The following is a 15687-nucleotide window of genomic DNA, read 5'->3' on the forward strand; positions in this document are numbered from 1 at the left end:
GCGGCCGGCGGCCGCTGTGCGTGCGCCCTCGTCCATGAGTCGGAGCGGACCCGCGGATCTCTACACATCTCGCGGCGATTGATCGGCCTCGTTTTCCGGGCCCGGCGGCAGGCCACCCACGCATGCGGCGAACACCCTCGCCGACGGCCCGCGTGTAGCATCTCGCGGTGCGGAGCGTCCGCGCGTGCGGGCCGGCCCCCTGGCGGACGACCGGCGCGCCCGGTCCGTCCGGGCTTCGAGTACGAGGAGAGAACGCGCCATGAAGTACATGCTCCTGATCTACAGCAACCCCGCGGTGTGGGAGGCGTTGTCCGACGAGGAGCGTGCGGCGCTCGGGCCCGAGCACGCGGCTCTGATCGAGGAGCTCGTCGAGTCCGGTGAGTGGGTCGGCGGCTCGGTTCTGGCCGCGCCCTCGCAGAGCAGGACCGTTCGGGTGCGCGACGGTGCCGCGCTCACCACCGACGGTCCCTTCGCCGAGGTCAAGGAGCACATGGCGGGCTACGACATCGTCGACTGCGTGAACGTGGAACGGGCGTTGGAGATCGCCGCCCGTATCCCTGACGCCCGGTTGTCCGGTGTCGAGGTCCGGCCGCTCGGCTGAGGGCCCGCCCGGGCGGGGCGGCCCTTCGGGCACGTCGCACCGCCCCGCCCTGACGCGGGTCAGTAGGTCACGACGGCACGGAAGCGGACCTCGCCCTTCTCCACCTTGTCGACGGCGTCCGCGACCGCTTCCATCGGGAAGACCTCGGTCATCGGGGTCACCGCGCCCTCCGCGACCAGGTCGAGCGCCTCGGTCAGATAGCGCAGCCCGTGGTGGGTGGCGCCCAGCACGCGCTGGCCCCGCGCCCAGAACGGGGTGGCGGGATCGATGGTGAACGAACCCGTCGGGTCGATGGTGGCGAGCACGATCCGGCCGCCGACCCGCAGGCCCTGGAGCGCGTCCGTCGCCGCCTCGTAGGACGTGCCGGTCACCAGGACGACGTCGGCGCCGCCGGCCTCGCGCAGCTCCTCCCCGTCACGGACCACGAGGTCGGCCCCGAGTCTCGCGGAGACCTCGTGCTTGTCGGCGGAGCGGGTGATGGCGACGGTCTCGTACCCGCAGGCCCGGGAGTACTGCACGGCCAGGTGCCCGAGGCCCCCGATGCCGAGGACGGCGATCCGCTCGTGCGGCTGCGGTTCGCTCACCCGCAGGGCGCTCCAGGCGGTGTAGCCCGCGCAGAGGACGGGCGCGGCCGTCGCGTAGTCGATCCCGTCGGGAAGCAGCACGGTGCTCGCGGCGGCTACGCAGAGGTACTCGGCGTGACCGCCCTGTACGGTCAGGCCGGTCATCACCGGCGCCGCGCAGGACATGGCGGACTGGCCGGTCAGCGGCAGGTTGCGGCGGCAGTAGGCGCACTGGCCGCAGGTGGCCTGGACCCAGGTGGTGCCGACCCGGTCGCCCACGTTGCGGGTGGTGGTGCCCGGCCCCAGTTCGACGACCTCCCCCGCCGCCTCGTGTCCCGTGATCGCAGGCTCGCACGACGGGAAGGGGAAGACGCCCTGAGCGGTCCAGAGGTCGTTGTGGCACAGTCCGCAGGCGTGCACCTTGACGAGCACCTCGCCGGGGCCCGGCCGGGGCGTCGGAACCTCCTGGATCTCCCAGCGGGCGTTGACCGCGGGGACGACTGCGGCCCTCATCGGCCCGCCCCCTCGGGCCTCAGCCGTACGGGGAGAGTGCGCAGCCCGTTCATGATGAAGCTGCCCTGCGGCTCGATGTCCTCGGGGGCCACGGCCAGATCGAGGTCGGGGAAGCGGGCGAAGAGCGCGGGGAGCACGATCCTGGCCTCTTCCCGGGCCAAGGGCATACCGATGCAGCGGTAGATGCCGTGGCCGAAGGCCAGGTGGGCCTTGTCGGCCCTGGACGGGTCGAACCGGCCGGCGCTCGGGCCGTGCACGACGGGGTCGCGTCCGGCGGCGGCGAAGGCCATCAGGACGGGGTCGCCCCGGGGGATGGTGACCCCGCCGATCTCGACGTCCTCGGTGGGGAAGCGGAACGGCAGGTGGGCGACCGGGGCTTCGGCCCGCAGCGTCTCCTCGATGATGTCGTCCCAGCCGATCCGGCCGGCTTGGAGCTCGGCGCGCTGCTCGGGGTGGGTGAGCATCAGGTGGACGGCGTTGGCGATGAGGTTCATGACCGGTTCGGTGCCGGTGGCGAGCATGAGGTGCAGGGTGCCGACGAGCTCGGACGGACTCAGCCGGGAGCCGTCCTCCTCCTGGGCCGCGATGAGGTCGCTCGTCAGGTCGTCGCCGGGCGTCCTGCGTTTGCTCTCGACGAACTCGTGCATCTCCTGGTGCCATCGTTCGACGTTGGCCGCGGCGTCCTCGGGCGAGGTGGTGGTGTCGACGTTGACTTCGCCGCCGCGCAGCATGGCGGCACGGTCCCGAGGCGCCACGCCCACCAGATCGCAGATGACGCGCGCCGGAAGGGGGTGCGCGAAGCGCGCTTTGAGGTCGACCTTCTCGCCGGGGCCGCTCTCGGCCAGCTCGTCCAGCAGTTCGGCACAGGCCTGTTCGATGGCGGAGCGCATGGCGGTGACCCGGCGCGGGGTGAACGCTTTCGCGGTGAGCCTGCGCAGTCGGCTGTGGTCGCTGCCGTGCGCGGTGGTCAGGTTGTCCATGAGGACCCAGCCGATGAGCGGGAAGTCGTCCCCGATCTCACCGTTGGCGTACGCGGTCCAGTGTTTGCGCGGGTCCTTGGAGAACCGCTGGTCGCCGAGGACGCTCAGGGCTACGTCGTAACCGGTGACGGACCAGGCCTGTACGCCGCCGGGGAGTTCCACCCGGGCGACGGGTCCCTGCTCGCGCAGGCGGTCGGCTTCCGCGTGGATGTTCTGGCCCGTGCGGTCGATGACAACCGGGCAACGGCTTTCCACAACCATCTCCAGGGGTCGGCTGATCGGTGAGGCGGGCGGTGACGAGGCCGTCGGACGGGCGTGACCGGCCCGTTCGGGCGCGGGCGGCCGTCAGACAGGCGTGGCTGTGGGCCGGTTCGGTCTGCGGTCCAGCCACCACTGGACGAGCATGAGGTTGACCATCCAGCCGAGCCAGCGCGCCACCTCGAACAGGTAGCCCACGTCGATGTTCAGCTCGGCGTAGGTCATGACGTTGACCATGGCCCGTCCCCACAGCACGCCCGTCGCGAGGGCGAAGCTGTACAGCATCCAGCGCCGATGGTCGTCGTACTGCCGCTTGCGCGCCGCGCGGTACCCCAAGGTGGTGGTGCCGATCCACAGGAGCGCGTGGACCGCGGCGCCGATGGTGCCCTGCCACGCGGGCATCAGCGGCATGATCGCCAGAGCCAGTACGGCACTGGGCAGCGCTCCGGCGAACACGTAGAGGCGGCCGCTGGCCCGGTGGATCCGCGGATGGTTGCGGCGCAGCTGCGGCCAGACCTGGAGAACCACGGTGACCAGGGCGATGGTGCCGAAGCCGATGTGCGCGACGAGCAGCGGGTAGTGCAGCGGCACGTCCTCGTTCAGCGTGATCCGTGCCTCCGACGAGTCCAGGCCCAGGTAGGCCGTCAGTTCGTCGACGAGGAACAGCGTGACGAGCAGAGCCAGCAGAAGGGGCCAGGGTCGGCGCCACCAGGCCCTGCCCGGTCGCGACGGGTCCTGCTCACGCGCGGGCCCTTCCTTCCGGTTCGGGGAGGGCAGGGTGATGTCGGCCGGTTCGGTCTGCTGAGCCATGGAGGTCCTTCCGTCCGGCGAGCTTCAATGGGCGCCAGCGTCACACCCGTGTCGACGCCCGGCATCTTTCAGGTTGCTCTGCGCGGCCCGCGCCCGACTCGATCCGAAATCCGAAGTTCCCCTGCTCGCAAGGAGGTTGAGTGAGGAGAGTTTCTTCCCAGCAGCGCAATCCAGAAGAAGCGGCGCCCGGCGGAGCACACCAGGATGCGCTGGGAGATCAACCGGTGGGCTGCAGAGAGGGGATCGCGATGAGTGAGCGCATCGGGGATCGAGTGGTGGTGCTGGGCGGGAGCATCGCGGGGCTGCTGGCCGCCCGGGCTCTCGCCCGTCACTACACCGAGGTCGTCGTCGTGGACCGCGACCGGCTCACCGGCGTCCGGGGGCCGCGCCGCGGAGTGCCGCACGGCAGGCACGCTCACGGACTGGTCGCACGGGGCCACCAGATACTCGAGTCCTTGTTCCCGGGCCTCACGGAGGAGCTGGTCGCGGCGGGGATCAGGCCGGGGGACTTCAGCGGCGACATCCGCTGGTACTTCAACGGCCGGCTGCTGCGGCCCGCCCGCACCGGGCTGGTCTCGGTGCCCGCCACCCGGCCCGTACTGGAGTACCACCTGCGCCTCCGGGTCCAGGCGCTCACCAACATCACGTTCCTGGAGGAGCACGACGTGCTGGGGCTGGTCACGAGCTCCGACCGGCGGCGCGTCACCGGGGTCCGGGTACGGCCGACGGCCGAGGACGCCGAGCAGCGGGAGCTCGCCGCCGACCTGGTGGTCGACACCACGGGCCGGGGTTCGCGCACCCCCGCATGGCTGGACGAATTCGGCTACCGGCGGCCCGAGGAGGAACAGGTCAAGATCGACCTGGCCTACACGACCCGGCACTACCGGCTGCCGTCGGATCCCTTCGGGAGCGATCTGGCGATCATTCCGGCGGCGACCCCCTCGCATCCGCGCGGGGCCTTCTTCTACCGCACACCGGGTGAGGGCCACCGCGTCGAGCTCTCCCTGACGGGGGTCCTCGGCGACCACCCGCCGACCGATCCCGAGGAGTTCGACCGCTTCACCCGGTCGCTGCCTGTCCCGGACATCCACGAGGCCGTACGGGACGCGGAAGCCCTCGACGCCCCGGTCACACACCGCTTCCCGGCAAGCCGGAGGCGGCACTACGAACGGCTGGACCGCTTCCCCGAGCGACTGCTGGTGATGGGGGACGCGGTGTGCAGCTTCAATCCGGTCTACGCCCAGGGCATGACCGTCGCGGCCCTGCAGTCCCTCGTGCTGGCGCGGCACCTGCGAGCGGGACACGCACCGGAACCGCTTCCCTTCCTCCGGGACATCTCCCGCGAGATCGATTCCCCCTGGGACTTCTCGGCGGGCGCCGACCTCGGTTACGCGGGGGTCAAGGCGCCGCGTCCGGCCCGGGTCCGGCTGGCCAACGCCTATGTCACCCGGGTCCAGAAGGCCGCGGTCCACGACCCCGCCCTCACCAACGCGCTCATGCGGGTGGCGGGGCTCATCGAGCCGCCGCAGTCGCTGATGCGTCCGGCCACCGTGCTGCGGGTGCTGCGAAACGCGGCCCGCAGGCCGCCCCGCACCGCGCCGGGCCGCGAGGCCCCGGATCCGGAGAGGAGCGCCTGACCCCGTAGGACAGAACTCAGCCCCGGACGACCGACAGAGGTGACCGTGCGCCCCTTCCGCATCGACATTCCCCAGCAGGACCTCGACGACCTGCACCGCAGACTGGCCGCGACACGCTGGCCGGCCGAGCTGCCCGGAGTCGGCTGGGAGAGGGGTGTCCCCCTGGCCCACCTCAAGGAACTCGCCGCGTACTGGCTGAACGACTACGACTGGCGCACCGCCGAGGCGCGGCTGAACCGTTTCCCGCAGTTCCTCACCGAGATCGACGGGGCGCGGATCCATCTGCTGCACGTGCGTTCGCCCGAACCGGACGCGACACCGCTGATCCTGACCCACGGCTGGCCCGGCTCGTTCGCCGAGTTCACCGAGCTCATCGAGGTGCTCACCGACCCGCGCGCGCACGGCGGGGACCCGCGCGACGCGTTCCACGTGGTGGTGCCCTCCATCCCGGGGTACGGGTTCTCCGGCCCCACCGGTGCGACCGGCTGGGACGTGTCCCGGGTCGCCGCGGCGTGGGCGGAGTTGATGCGCGAACTCGGCTATGACCGGTACGTGGCGCAGGGCGGCGACTGGGGCATGCCCATCTCCCTGCGGCTGGCGCTCGCCGACCCCGAGCACGTCGCCGGTGTGCACCTGAACATGCTGGTGACCTTCCCGCCGGACGATCCGGCCGCGCTGGCGGAGCTGGACGAGGCGGACCGCGCGCGGCTCGACTTCGCCGTCCGGTTCGACCAGGACGCCGCTGGCTGGCAGAAGATCCAGTCCACCAGGCCCCAGACGCTGAGCTACGGCCTCACCGACTCACCGGTCGGCCAACTCGCCTGGATCGTCGAGAAGTTCACCGAGTGGTCCGATCCGAAGCAGTTGACCGACGAGACGATCGACCGGGACCGGATCCTGACCAACGTCATGATCTACTGGCTCACCGCCACGGCCGGACCCAGTGCCCAGCTCTACTACGAGTCCACTCACACCCCCGAGGACTTCGTGCGGACCTGGGGAGGCCCCTGGCCGCTGACCGTGCCGGTCGCGGTCGCGTCCTTCCCCTTCGACGCGGTGCGGCCCGTGCGCAGTTTCGCCGAGCGCCTCCTCCCCACCCTCACGAGGTGGACCGAGTTCGACCGCGGCGGCCACTTCGCCGCCATGGAGCAGCCCGGGCCCTTCGTCCAGGACGTGCGGGCGTTCGCCCGTTCACTGCGGTGACGGCGAGGGCGCAGCGCCCCCCCGCACCGCGCGACAGAGCAAGGCAGACCCATCGTGGAGGTAGCAAGTTGAGCTCGATGAAACGCCGTGGCTTTCTGACGGCGGCCATGATCAGCGGCGGGGCCCTGGCAACGGGGGTCGCTTCGCCGGCTTCCGCACGGCCGGGGCCGGATACCGCGTGGAAGAACCCGGCCGGTTGCCCTCAGCCCTTCCGGGCAGTCACGGTCAAGGCGGGCGACTCCCGCTACAACAGCCTCACCGGCGGGCACAACCAGCGGTTCGTCGGACAGCCCGAATCCGTCCGCGTGGTGAGCACGACGGAACAGGTCATCGCCGCCGTGGAGGAGGCCGTGACGGCGGGCAAACGCATCGCGGTGCGCAGCGGCGGACACTGCTTCGAGGGCTTCACCGCCTCCCCGGACGTACAAGTGCTGCTGGACATGAGCCAGTTCGACGCCGTCCGCCACGACCCCGAACGACGGGCCTTCGTGGTGGAGCCGGGCGCGACCCTCGGACACGTCTACCGCACCCTGTTCAAGAACTGGGGCGTGACGATACCCGGCGGCGCCTGTCTGGACGTGGCGGCCGGCGGGCACATCACCGGCGGCGGCTACGGGCACCTGTCACGCCGGCACGGCCTCGTCTCCGACCACCTCTACGCGGTGGAGGTCGTGGTCGTCGATGCCAGGGGCAAGGCCCGTGCCGTGGTGGCCACCCGGGACGAGGGCGATCCCCACCGGGACCTGTGGTGGGCGCACGCCGGCGGCGGGGGCGGCAATCTCGGCGTCATCACCCGGTTCTGGCTCCGTACACCGGGCGTGACGTCGAGCGACCCCACCACCTTGCTGCCCAAGGCACCGGGCAACGGGCGCCGCCGGACGATCATGTGGCCGTGGGAGTCCATGACCGAAGCCGCCTTCAGCACCATGCTGCGCAACTACTGCACGTGGTACGAGCGGAACAGCGAGCCCGGCACACCCAGCACCGACATCTGGGGCGTGCTCCTCGCCAACCACCGCTCGGCCGGTGTTCTGGGCATGGTGGCGGTCATCGACGACGCGTTGCCGGACGCGAGCAGGCGGCTCAACGCCCATGTGGACGCGATCGCCGCCGGTGTCGGTGTCACGCCCGTCATCGACACGGAGCAGGTCATCCCCTGGATGACACCGCAGAACTGGCCGCTGGAGGCCACGGGCCGCTACAAGCACAAGGCCGGTGACCTGCGCAGCGGTTACTCCGACCGGCAGATCGCGACGATCTGGCGCTACCTGGAGGACCGGACGTACGACAATCCGGCGGCAAACCTCGGCATCTCCGGGTTCGGCGGACAGGTCAACGCGCCGGCCCCGGACGCCACGGCCACCGCCCAGCGCGACGCCATCCTCAAGGCCGTCTACAGCACGGGCAACTGGGCGGACGGGGAGGACGGCGCCCGGCACCTCACATGGGTGCGCGACTTCTACCGCGACGTCTACGCCGAGACCGGCGGGGTCCCGGTGCCCGACCAGCGCAACGCCGGCAGCTACATCAACTACCCCGACGTCGATCTGCTGGACACGCGGTGGAACACCTCGGGCGTTCCGTGGACCACGCTCTACTACCGGGGCAACTACCCGCGTCTGCAGCGCGTGAAGAAGCAGTACGACCCGCGCAACGTCTTCCGCCACCCCATGTCCATCGCGCTCCCGGCCCGATGACCTGAGCGGGGAGGCCGTCTCCGGCCGGCATCCCGCACGCGGCGATCGTCGTCCGCCGCGTGCGGGGCCGGCACGCACCGGGCCGCACTCCCCCGCTTCCCCGGACCCCGCAATCCTGGAGATGTCCCGCACACCGGTGCCCTGCGACGGTGAACACCGGGCTCCGGTCACCGCCCGCGCACCGGGCTCCCGCCATCGATATGTCAAGGAGAACCTGTGGACACGACTGAACTCGCGCAAGCGCCGAACCGCGCCGACCTCGTCGCCCGCGCGACGAAGTTGGTGCCTCTGCTCCGCGAGAAGGCACCCTGGGCCGAAGAGAACCGCGCGTTGCACGAGGACACCGTCAGGGCGATGGCCGAGGCCGGCCTGTTGCGCACCCGGCTTCCCGCCCGGTTCGGCGGTTACGAGTCCGACATGAGGACGCAGGTCGAGGTGCTCGCGGAACTGGCCAGGGGCGACGGGTCCGCCTCGTGGACCGCCGGTGTGTGGTCCATCAGCGCATGGGTCGCCGGACTCTTCCCCGACGCGGTGCAGGACGAGGTGTTCACATCACCGGACGACCTGGTGAGCGGCATCATCAGTCCCACGGCCATGGCGGTGCCGGCGGAGGGCGGCATCGTCGTCAACGGCAGGTGGGGGTTCAACAGCGGGGCGAAGCACAGCAAGTGGAACACCAACGCGGCGGTGCTCGCCATGCCGGACGGCAGCCACCAGCCGATCATGACGCTCATCCCGCTGGCCTCGCTGGAGATCGTCGACGACTGGCACACCGCCGGACTGCGCGGTTCGGGCAGTGTCAGTACGGTCGCCCAGGACGTCTTCGTGCCGGACGGCTGGTACATCCCGCTGGGCGGCCTGATCCAGGGACACAGCGGGCACGGCAGTAATGCCGACGCCCTCATCCACCGGGCGCCGATCATGCCGACGGCGTGCGCCACGGTCAGCGCGACCGCGCTGGGGCTGGCCAAGGGAGCCAGGGACGTCTTCTTCGAGCGGCTGCCCGGCCGGAAGATCACGTACACCGAGTACACCGACCAGCGTGAGGCCCCGCTGACCCACCTCCAGGTCGCCGAGGCGTCGGTCAAGATCGACGAGACCGAGTTCCACGTGTACCGCATCGCCGACCTCGTGGACGCCAAGAACGCGTCCGGCGAGCCGTGGACGCTGGAGGAACGCGCCCGCGTCCGGCTCGACACGGGCGCGGCGTGTCAGCGGTCGAAGGAGGCCGTCGACGTCCTGAACACGGCGAGCGGTGCCTCGTCGATCTACACCGACGTGCCCATCCAGCGCATCGAGCGCGATGTCCAGACGCTGAACCTGCACGCCATCATGCACCCGAACACCAACCTGGAGCTCTACGGCCGCATACTGTGCGGCCTGGCGCCCAACACGCAGTACCTCTAGGGCGTGTTTCGAAAGTCCCGCCTGCTCGGCGACGCCTGGCACGCACGCTCGCACCTAGCCGCCCCGCGCCTCCAGGCGCGTCGCACGGGAGAGGAGATGGCGCCGCTCCGGTGCGCTCGTGGTGCGCCGGGCGGCGTCGCGATAGCAGTCCGCCGCCGCCCGGTGCTCCCCGAGCAACTCCAGGAGGTGCGCCCGGGTGGCCGGCAGCCGGTGGTGGTGGGCCATGCGGTGGTCGGACTGCAGGGTGGCGAGCAGGTCGAGCCCGGCTCTCGGGCCGTGCACCATGGCGAGGGCGACCGCGCGGTTGAGGGTGACCACGGGGTTCGGAGCTGCCTGTTCGAGGAGTTCGTACAGGGCGAGGATCTGGGGCCAGTCGGTGGAGCCGACCTGCTCGGCCTCGTCGTGGACCGCGGCGATCGCCGCCTGGAGCTGGTACGGCCCGACGCGCCCCCGGGGCAGCGCCTCACTGATCAGGGCGATGCCCTGGGCGATCAGCTCGCGGTCCCACCGGCTGCGGTCCTGCTCCGCGAGCGGCACCAGACCGCCGTCGGCGCCCACCCGCGCACCGCGCCGCGCGTCGGTCAGCAGCATGAGCGCCAGCAGACCGGTGACCTCGGCGTCGGAGGGCAGCAGCCGGTGCAGCAGCCGGGTGAGCCGGATCGCCTCGCCCGACAGCACCGGCGCGGTCAGGGCGGTGCCGTCCGTCGTCGTGTATCCCTCGTTGAAGATCAGGTACAGCACGTGCAGCACCGCTCGCACTCGCTCGGCCCGGTCGGCGGCCGCCGGCATGTGGAAGGTCGTGCCGGTCTTCCTGATGGTCTGCTTGGCCCGGCTGATGCGCTGGGCCATCGTCGCTTCCGGAACCAGGTAGGCGGCGGCGATCTGCGCGGTGGTCAGGCCACCGACGGCGCGCAGCGTAAGCGCGATCCGGCTGGAGGCGGAGAGCCGCGGGTGGCAGCACAGGAAGAGCAGCTTGAGGGAGTCGTCCCGGTCGGCGTGGGGCTCACTGTCGACTCCGGGGCTGGACAGTTCCGCCGCCGGGACAGCCAGGGCGACGTGGTCCTCACGGCGGCGCCGGGCGTGGTCGGCGCGTACCTGGTCCACCAGATGGCGGGAGGCGACGGTGTACAGCCAGCCGCGGGGATGGTCCGGCCGCCCCTCGACCGGCCACTGGAGCGAGGCGGAGAGCAGGGCCTCCTGGACGGCGTCCTCGCAGGTGTCGAAGACGCCGTACCGCCGGATGAGCGCCCCGAGCACCTGGGGGGCCAGCTCACGCAGCAGGTCCTCGTCCACCTCGCCGTACTGCGCGGACACGCTCTTTCCTCCACTGCCGTCCGGACCCGGGCCGCGCATGCGCGGCCCGCCGCGAAGAGTCTAAGGGCTGTCCCGCAATTCCCGGCGGATCAGCGCGCGGCGTCAGATGCGGTGCATCGCAAGGCGGAGGGACGTCCGCATACTGGATGTATGGGGATGTTCCGACAACGCGGCGAGGTGCCGTAGCTGTCGTCATGCGCCCGCCGGGAATTGCGGGACAGCCCTTAGCCGCGCTTCGCGGGCCCGGCGGCTCCCCGCGGGGCCGTGCGCGCGGTCGTGCCGGGCAACAGCCCCGCGCTCAGCGCCTCGGCGAGCAGCGGCGCCTCGCGGTCGCGCTGCGAGATCACCACCTCGGACGGGCCGGGTACGGGCAGGGCCAGCCGGGGATCGAAGGGGGAGATCGCCCGCTCGTTCTCGGGGACGTACTCGCGGGAGAGCAGATACGACATAACCGTGTCGTCCTCCAGCGCGAGGAAGAGGTGCCCCACGCCCTGGGGCAGGTACACGGCGCGGTGGGTCTCCTGGTCGAGCACGACCGAGTCCCACGTCCCGAAGGTCGGTGAGCCGACCCGCAGGTCGACGACGACGTCCAGTGCGCTGCCTCGGGGGCACGTCACGTACTTCTCGCACCCGGGCGGGGTCGCCGTGTAGTGCACGCCGCGCATGACTCCGCTCCGCGAGCGGCTGAAGCTGGCCTGGCCGACGGGAAAGAGTGGATTCCCCATCGCCGTGCGGAAGTCCGACTCCTGGTAGCTGGACAGAAAGTCTCCCCGGTCGTCGGGGAAGACGGCCGGGGTGAACTCCACCGCGCCCTCGATCGTCATCTTCCGGGCGTCCACAGCACTCTCCTCTCGCCACGGCCCGGCCGGACGCGTTTCCGGCCGGGCGCCTTCGCCGGGTCAGTCGACGCGTACGTCGGGGACGTAGCGGATCCAGTGGCCGCCGGACTCGCGGAAGTCGGTCTCCTTGGCGATGATCTCGTCCGCGTGGTTCCAGGCGAACAGCAGTGCGTAGTCCGGGTACGGGTCGGAGAACGCCTCGGCGGCGCGGACCGGGATGTGGGTGCCGGGTGTGAGGCGGCCCTGCTTGGCCGGTGTGGTGTCGCAGACGAAGGAGACGAGATCCGGTCCGAGCCCGCAGTAGTTGGCGACCGTCGCGCTCTTGGCCGTCGCGCCGTACGCCACGACGGTACGCCCCTCGTCGCGGAGCCGGGTGAGTAGGGCGAGCAGATCGTTCCGGATCGCCGACACCTCGCCGGCGAACCGGCGCAGGACGTCGGGGGCCGTGAGCCGCCGCGTCTCCTCCTGGTCGAGGAGCTCGCCCACGGCCGCCGTGGGCCGGCGCGTGCCGGCCCGCGCGAGCGTGTACCTGACCTCTCCCCCGTGGACGGGGAGCCGTCGGACGTCGACGAGTTCAAAGCCGAAGCGCTCGGCCATCGCGCGCACGGAGCGCACGGTGAAGAGGTAGAAGTGCTCGTCGTAGATCTGGTCGAACGAGGTCTTCTCGACGACGTCCCCGAAGTAGGGGTCCTCGAAGACGAACACGCCGTCCTCGGCGAGGAGCGCGTCGATGCCGCGGAACACGGACTCCATGTAAGGGATGTGGCAGAGGGTGTTGGCCGCGTAGATCACGTTCGCGGGCCCCTCCGTGCGCCGGACGTCGGCGGCGGTCGACTCCTCGAAGAAGTCGCCGCGCACCCGCACGCCGTGTCCGCGTGCGACGTCGGCGACCTTGCGGGACGGCTCGAAGCCCAGGTGGCGGATGCCGGCCCGGCCGATCTGCCGCAGCATCACCCCGTCGTTGCAGCCGATCTCGACGGCGAACGCGTCCTCACGGTCCAGCTCTCCCTCAAGGAACTCGGCGGCGGTGCGGGCGAAGTGCTCGCGCATGACGGCCGAACCGGAGGAGTAGTAGGGGTAGTCCTCGTGGAACATGGCCTCCCTGGGCACCTCCTCGACGAGCTGCACCATGGTGCACGCGGTGCAGCGGGCGACGCGGAGGTCGTAGAAGAACTCGGCGACCGGTGGTTCCTCGGAAAAGGCGTCGGACAGGGGCTGGCGGCCGAGGTCGAGGAACTCCTCGGTCGCCGCACCGCAGATCCGGCACGTGCTCGGCGCGGCCGGAAGGGCCTGGTCAGTCATGGTCGGGCCTCCACCATCATCGTGGGCAGGGAAAGAAGAACGCGGGTGTCAACCGGTGGTCAGAGCTTCGCCAGTACCTCGCGCAGGGACTCGATCACGTGGTCCTGGCGGTCCTTGGGCAGGGAGGGGTACATCGGGAGCGAGAAGATCTCGGCCGCGAGCCGCTCGGTGACGGGCAGGGAGCCCTCGCTCTGGCCCAGATGACGGAACCCCTCCATGGTGTGGACGGGCCACGGGTAGCTGACGTTCAAAGAGATGTCGCGTCGGCGCAGCTCTTCGAGGATGAGGTCGCGCCGCGGATGGCGCACCACGTAGAGGTAGTACACGTGCTCGTTGCCGGGCCGGGTCCGGGGCAGTGTCAGGCCACCGTCCGCGGCGATGTCGCGGAGCGCCTCCTCGTAGCGGCGGGCCACGCGCCGACGGCCCTCGATGTACGCGTCCAGACGGGTCAGTTTGCGGCGCAGGATCTCCGCCTGGACCTCGTCGAGGCGGCTGTTGTGGCCCGGGGTGCTGACCACGTAGTACGCGTCGTCCATGCCGTAGTAACGCAGGCGCCGCAGCGCCCGGTCGGTCTCCGCGGAGTCGGTGATCACCGCACCGCCGTCGCCATAGGCCCCCAGCACCTTGGTCGGGTAGAACGAGAAGGCGGCGGCGGCGCCCATGGTCCCGGCCGTCCGCCCGTGGTACCGGGCCCCGTGCGCCTGCGCGCAGTCCTCCAGTACGGTCAGGTCGTGGGCGCGGGCCACGCTCAGCACCGGGTCCATGTCGACGCACTGGCCGTAGAGGTGCACGGGAACGATCGCCCTGGTGCGGTCGGTGACGGCCGCCTCGACCCGGTCGGTGTCCATCAGGAAGTCGTCCTCGCGGACGTCGACGAAGACGGGGGTCGCTCCGACCGCGTCGATCGCGACCACGGTCGGGGCAGCCGTGTTGGAGACCGTGACGACCTCGTCGCCCGGCCCTACTCCGAGCGCTTCGAGCCCGAGCGCGACGGCGTTCGTGCCGTTGTCGACCCCGACGCAGTGGTCCAGTCCGTGCCGGCCGGCGAACTCCGCCTCGAACCCGGCGACGCTCGCGCCCAGCACCAGCTGCCCGGAGCCGAACACGGTCTCCACCGCGTCGAGCAGGTCCTCACGCTCGTTCTCGTATTCGGGAAGGTAGTCCCACACCCGCGTTGTCATCGGCATGCTCCTCCGCGAGTCAACCGCGCCCGGCGAAGCGGGCGGCTCGCGTGCTCATGTAGTCGTCGTCGTGGTCGATGCGCAGGGCCCGCGCGCTGAGGTAGTCGACGGCGTCGGGGTAGGTGTAGGGCTGCATGAACCACCCGGCCCGGACGTCCCGGTAGAGCCGCGACAGGCTCGACACCCCGGCGTAGGAGGCTCCCCCCACGATCGTGAGGCAGTCGTTGACGATGTCGAGCGCGAGCCGGTTGAGCATCAGCTTCGCGCACTGGAACGGGGTCATCATCCGCGGACCGCGCACGGCCGGATCGGGAGTCTCGGCGGTCAGCGCGTCGGCCTCGGCCAGCGCCGCGGCGGTGGTCGCACGCGCGGCGTACAGGCGTGCCTCGACGTCGGCGACGAGCACGCGAACCGCGCCGGGCGCGCCGGCCCGTCCCCGCTGCCACTCCACGGCGGCGTCGCGGGCCGCGCGAGCGATACCGAGATAGATGCCGAGCATGGTGATCGAGCTGACGGTCTGGCCCGCGAGCGCCGCGTCCCCGCGCTCCCCGACCGGGCCCCGCACCAGTACGTCGGCGTCCGGGACGCGGCACCGGTCGAAGCGGATGTCCCAGGTTCCCGAGGAGCGCATCCCGAGGCCGTCCCAGGTGTCGAGGACGGTCAGACCGGGGGTGCCGCGGGCGATGAGCGGAGCCGCGAGGCAGGTACGGCCCTCCGACTCGACCAAGGCGTAGGCGAAGAAGTGGGTGCCCACCGGTGCCATGCTCACCAGGGTCTTCCGCCCGGTCAGCAGCCAGCCCCCGCTGCCGTCCGGCTCCAGCCGGGTCACCGCGCTCGGGTGGTCCTTGACCGCGCCGCAGACCCGCGCGGCGCCGGTCGCCATGGCCCGCAGCACCCTCTCCGCGAGCGCCGCGGCCTCGGGTTTGCCGTGTCTCCACTCGTACGTCAGGGTCATGCCCCGGCTGAACTGGACGTGCAGGGCGAGCGCGGCGGACGCGTCGGCCCGTGCCACCTCCTCCAGCACCAGGGCGATGTCGTGGAGGGAGCTGACACCGAGCCCGCCCAGCTCCGCGGGGACCGTGCCGCCGAGCACCCCGCTGATTCCGAAGTTCTCGAAGACCTTGTCCGGGAACGTCCCGGTGCGGTCCCGCTCGTCGGCGTCGGCGCGGAGCGCCGGTGTCTGCTCGCCGACCAGGGCGAGCAGTGTGCTTCCCGCCTCGGTGACCGGGCCGGCCAGGTCGGGTCGCGCGGTGACGTTCAGAGCCCCCATCGGCACAGCTCTCCTCCATCGTCGTTCCGGCCGGTCCGGGCGCAGGACTCCCGAAGGTCGCTCCCTCTCCGTGGCGGAAGGGGGCGGTGCCGGTTTCCCGGCCGGACCGTTC

General features: G+C 71.3%; 13 protein-coding genes. 5 read left to right on the top strand and 8 right to left on the bottom strand.

Annotated features, from left to right (window positions below; translation table 11 throughout):
- Positions 1-259: 259 nt before the first annotated feature.
- Positions 260-601 (top strand): YciI family protein, encoded by a 342-nt coding sequence (locus ACIQRW_RS14895; protein ID WP_403759353.1) that lies wholly within the window; start codon positions 260-262, stop codon positions 599-601.
- 59 nt (positions 602-660) lie between these two features.
- Here ACIQRW_RS14895 and ACIQRW_RS14900 read toward each other — a convergent pair whose 3' ends face one another.
- From ACIQRW_RS14900 to ACIQRW_RS14910, 3 genes are all read right to left on the bottom strand, one after another.
- Positions 661-1677, bottom strand: a complete 1017-nt coding sequence (locus tag ACIQRW_RS14900; protein ID WP_403759356.1) for an alcohol dehydrogenase catalytic domain-containing protein — start codon at positions 1675-1677, stop codon at positions 661-663.
- Positions 1674-2918, bottom strand: a complete 1245-nt coding sequence (locus ACIQRW_RS14905; protein WP_403759359.1) for a cytochrome P450 — start codon at positions 2916-2918, stop codon at positions 1674-1676. The genes ACIQRW_RS14900 and ACIQRW_RS14905 overlap by 4 nt, the downstream gene beginning before the upstream one ends.
- An 84-nt stretch (positions 2919-3002) precedes the next feature.
- Positions 3003-3725 carry a DUF2306 domain-containing protein gene (locus ACIQRW_RS14910; protein ID WP_403759362.1) on the bottom strand — a complete coding sequence of 241 codons (723 nt, stop codon included), beginning with the start codon at positions 3723-3725 and terminating at the stop codon, positions 3003-3005.
- Between the two features lie 248 nt (positions 3726-3973).
- On the opposite strand from ACIQRW_RS14910, the gene ACIQRW_RS14915 reads away from it, so the two are divergent.
- From ACIQRW_RS14915 to ACIQRW_RS14930, 4 genes are all read left to right on the top strand, one after another.
- Positions 3974-5362, top strand: a complete 1389-nt coding sequence (locus ACIQRW_RS14915) for an FAD-dependent oxidoreductase (protein WP_403759365.1) — start codon at positions 3974-3976, stop codon at positions 5360-5362.
- A 45-nt stretch (positions 5363-5407) separates the two neighbouring features.
- Positions 5408-6565 carry an epoxide hydrolase family protein gene (locus tag ACIQRW_RS14920; protein ID WP_403759368.1) on the top strand — a complete coding sequence of 386 codons (1158 nt, stop codon included), beginning with the start codon at positions 5408-5410 and terminating at the stop codon, positions 6563-6565.
- A 77-nt stretch (positions 6566-6642) separates the two neighbouring features.
- Positions 6643-8262 (top strand): FAD-binding protein, encoded by a 1620-nt coding sequence (locus tag ACIQRW_RS14925; protein ID WP_403759371.1) that lies wholly within the window; start codon positions 6643-6645, stop codon positions 8260-8262.
- A 216-nt stretch (positions 8263-8478) separates the two neighbouring features.
- The gene (locus ACIQRW_RS14930) at positions 8479-9669 is read left to right on the top strand and encodes an acyl-CoA dehydrogenase family protein (protein ID WP_403759373.1); all 1191 of its coding nucleotides are present in this window, start codon (positions 8479-8481) and stop codon (positions 9667-9669) included.
- A 54-nt stretch (positions 9670-9723) separates the two neighbouring features.
- Here the strand turns inward: ACIQRW_RS14930 and ACIQRW_RS14935 are convergent, their stop codons facing one another.
- From ACIQRW_RS14935 to ACIQRW_RS14955, 5 genes are all read right to left on the bottom strand, one after another.
- The gene (locus ACIQRW_RS14935) at positions 9724-10983 is read right to left on the bottom strand and encodes an RNA polymerase sigma factor (RefSeq protein ID WP_403759376.1); all 1260 of its coding nucleotides are present in this window, start codon (positions 10981-10983) and stop codon (positions 9724-9726) included.
- A gap of 224 nt (positions 10984-11207) precedes the next feature.
- Positions 11208-11822, bottom strand: coding sequence for a dTDP-4-dehydrorhamnose 3,5-epimerase family protein (locus ACIQRW_RS14940; RefSeq protein ID WP_403759378.1), 615 nt, complete (start codon positions 11820-11822; stop codon positions 11208-11210).
- 60 nt (positions 11823-11882) lie between these two features.
- Entirely contained in the window at positions 11883-13124 is a 1242-nt protein-coding gene (locus ACIQRW_RS14945; protein WP_403759381.1) for a methyltransferase domain-containing protein, read from the bottom strand.
- Between the two features lie 59 nt (positions 13125-13183).
- Positions 13184-14305 carry a DegT/DnrJ/EryC1/StrS family aminotransferase gene (locus ACIQRW_RS14950; protein ID WP_403759383.1) on the bottom strand — a complete coding sequence of 374 codons (1122 nt, stop codon included), beginning with the start codon at positions 14303-14305 and terminating at the stop codon, positions 13184-13186.
- Between the two features lie 19 nt (positions 14306-14324).
- Positions 14325-15575, bottom strand: coding sequence for an acyl-CoA dehydrogenase family protein (locus ACIQRW_RS14955; protein WP_403759385.1), 1251 nt, complete (start codon positions 15573-15575; stop codon positions 14325-14327).
- Between the last annotated feature and the right edge of the window lie 112 nt (positions 15576-15687).

Origin of the sequence: Streptomyces sp. NPDC091287 (assembly GCF_044768525.1) — a bacterium.
Classification (GTDB): domain Bacteria; phylum Actinomycetota; class Actinomycetes; order Streptomycetales; family Streptomycetaceae; genus Streptomyces.

Excerpts from the sequence above, each read along its gene's own strand:
- ACIQRW_RS14945 (WP_403759381.1), bottom strand. The coding sequence starts at position 13,124 with ATGACTGACCAGGCCCTTCCGGCCGCGCCGAGCACGTGCCGGATCTGC.
- ACIQRW_RS14905 (WP_403759359.1), bottom strand. The coding sequence starts at position 2,918 with ATGGTTGTGGAAAGCCGTTGCCCGGTTGTCATCGACCGCACGGGCCAG.
- ACIQRW_RS14955 (WP_403759385.1), bottom strand. The coding sequence starts at position 15,575 with ATGGGGGCTCTGAACGTCACCGCGCGACCCGACCTGGCCGGCCCGGTC.
- ACIQRW_RS14950 (WP_403759383.1), bottom strand. The coding sequence starts at position 14,305 with ATGACAACGCGGGTGTGGGACTACCTTCCCGAATACGAGAACGAGCGT.
- ACIQRW_RS14895 (WP_403759353.1), top strand. The coding sequence starts at position 260 with ATGAAGTACATGCTCCTGATCTACAGCAACCCCGCGGTGTGGGAGGCG.
- ACIQRW_RS14925 (WP_403759371.1), top strand. The coding sequence starts at position 6,643 with ATGAAACGCCGTGGCTTTCTGACGGCGGCCATGATCAGCGGCGGGGCC.
- ACIQRW_RS14910 (WP_403759362.1), bottom strand. The coding sequence starts at position 3,725 with ATGGCTCAGCAGACCGAACCGGCCGACATCACCCTGCCCTCCCCGAAC.
- ACIQRW_RS14900 (WP_403759356.1), bottom strand. The coding sequence starts at position 1,677 with ATGAGGGCCGCAGTCGTCCCCGCGGTCAACGCCCGCTGGGAGATCCAG.
- ACIQRW_RS14915 (WP_403759365.1), top strand. The coding sequence starts at position 3,974 with ATGAGTGAGCGCATCGGGGATCGAGTGGTGGTGCTGGGCGGGAGCATC.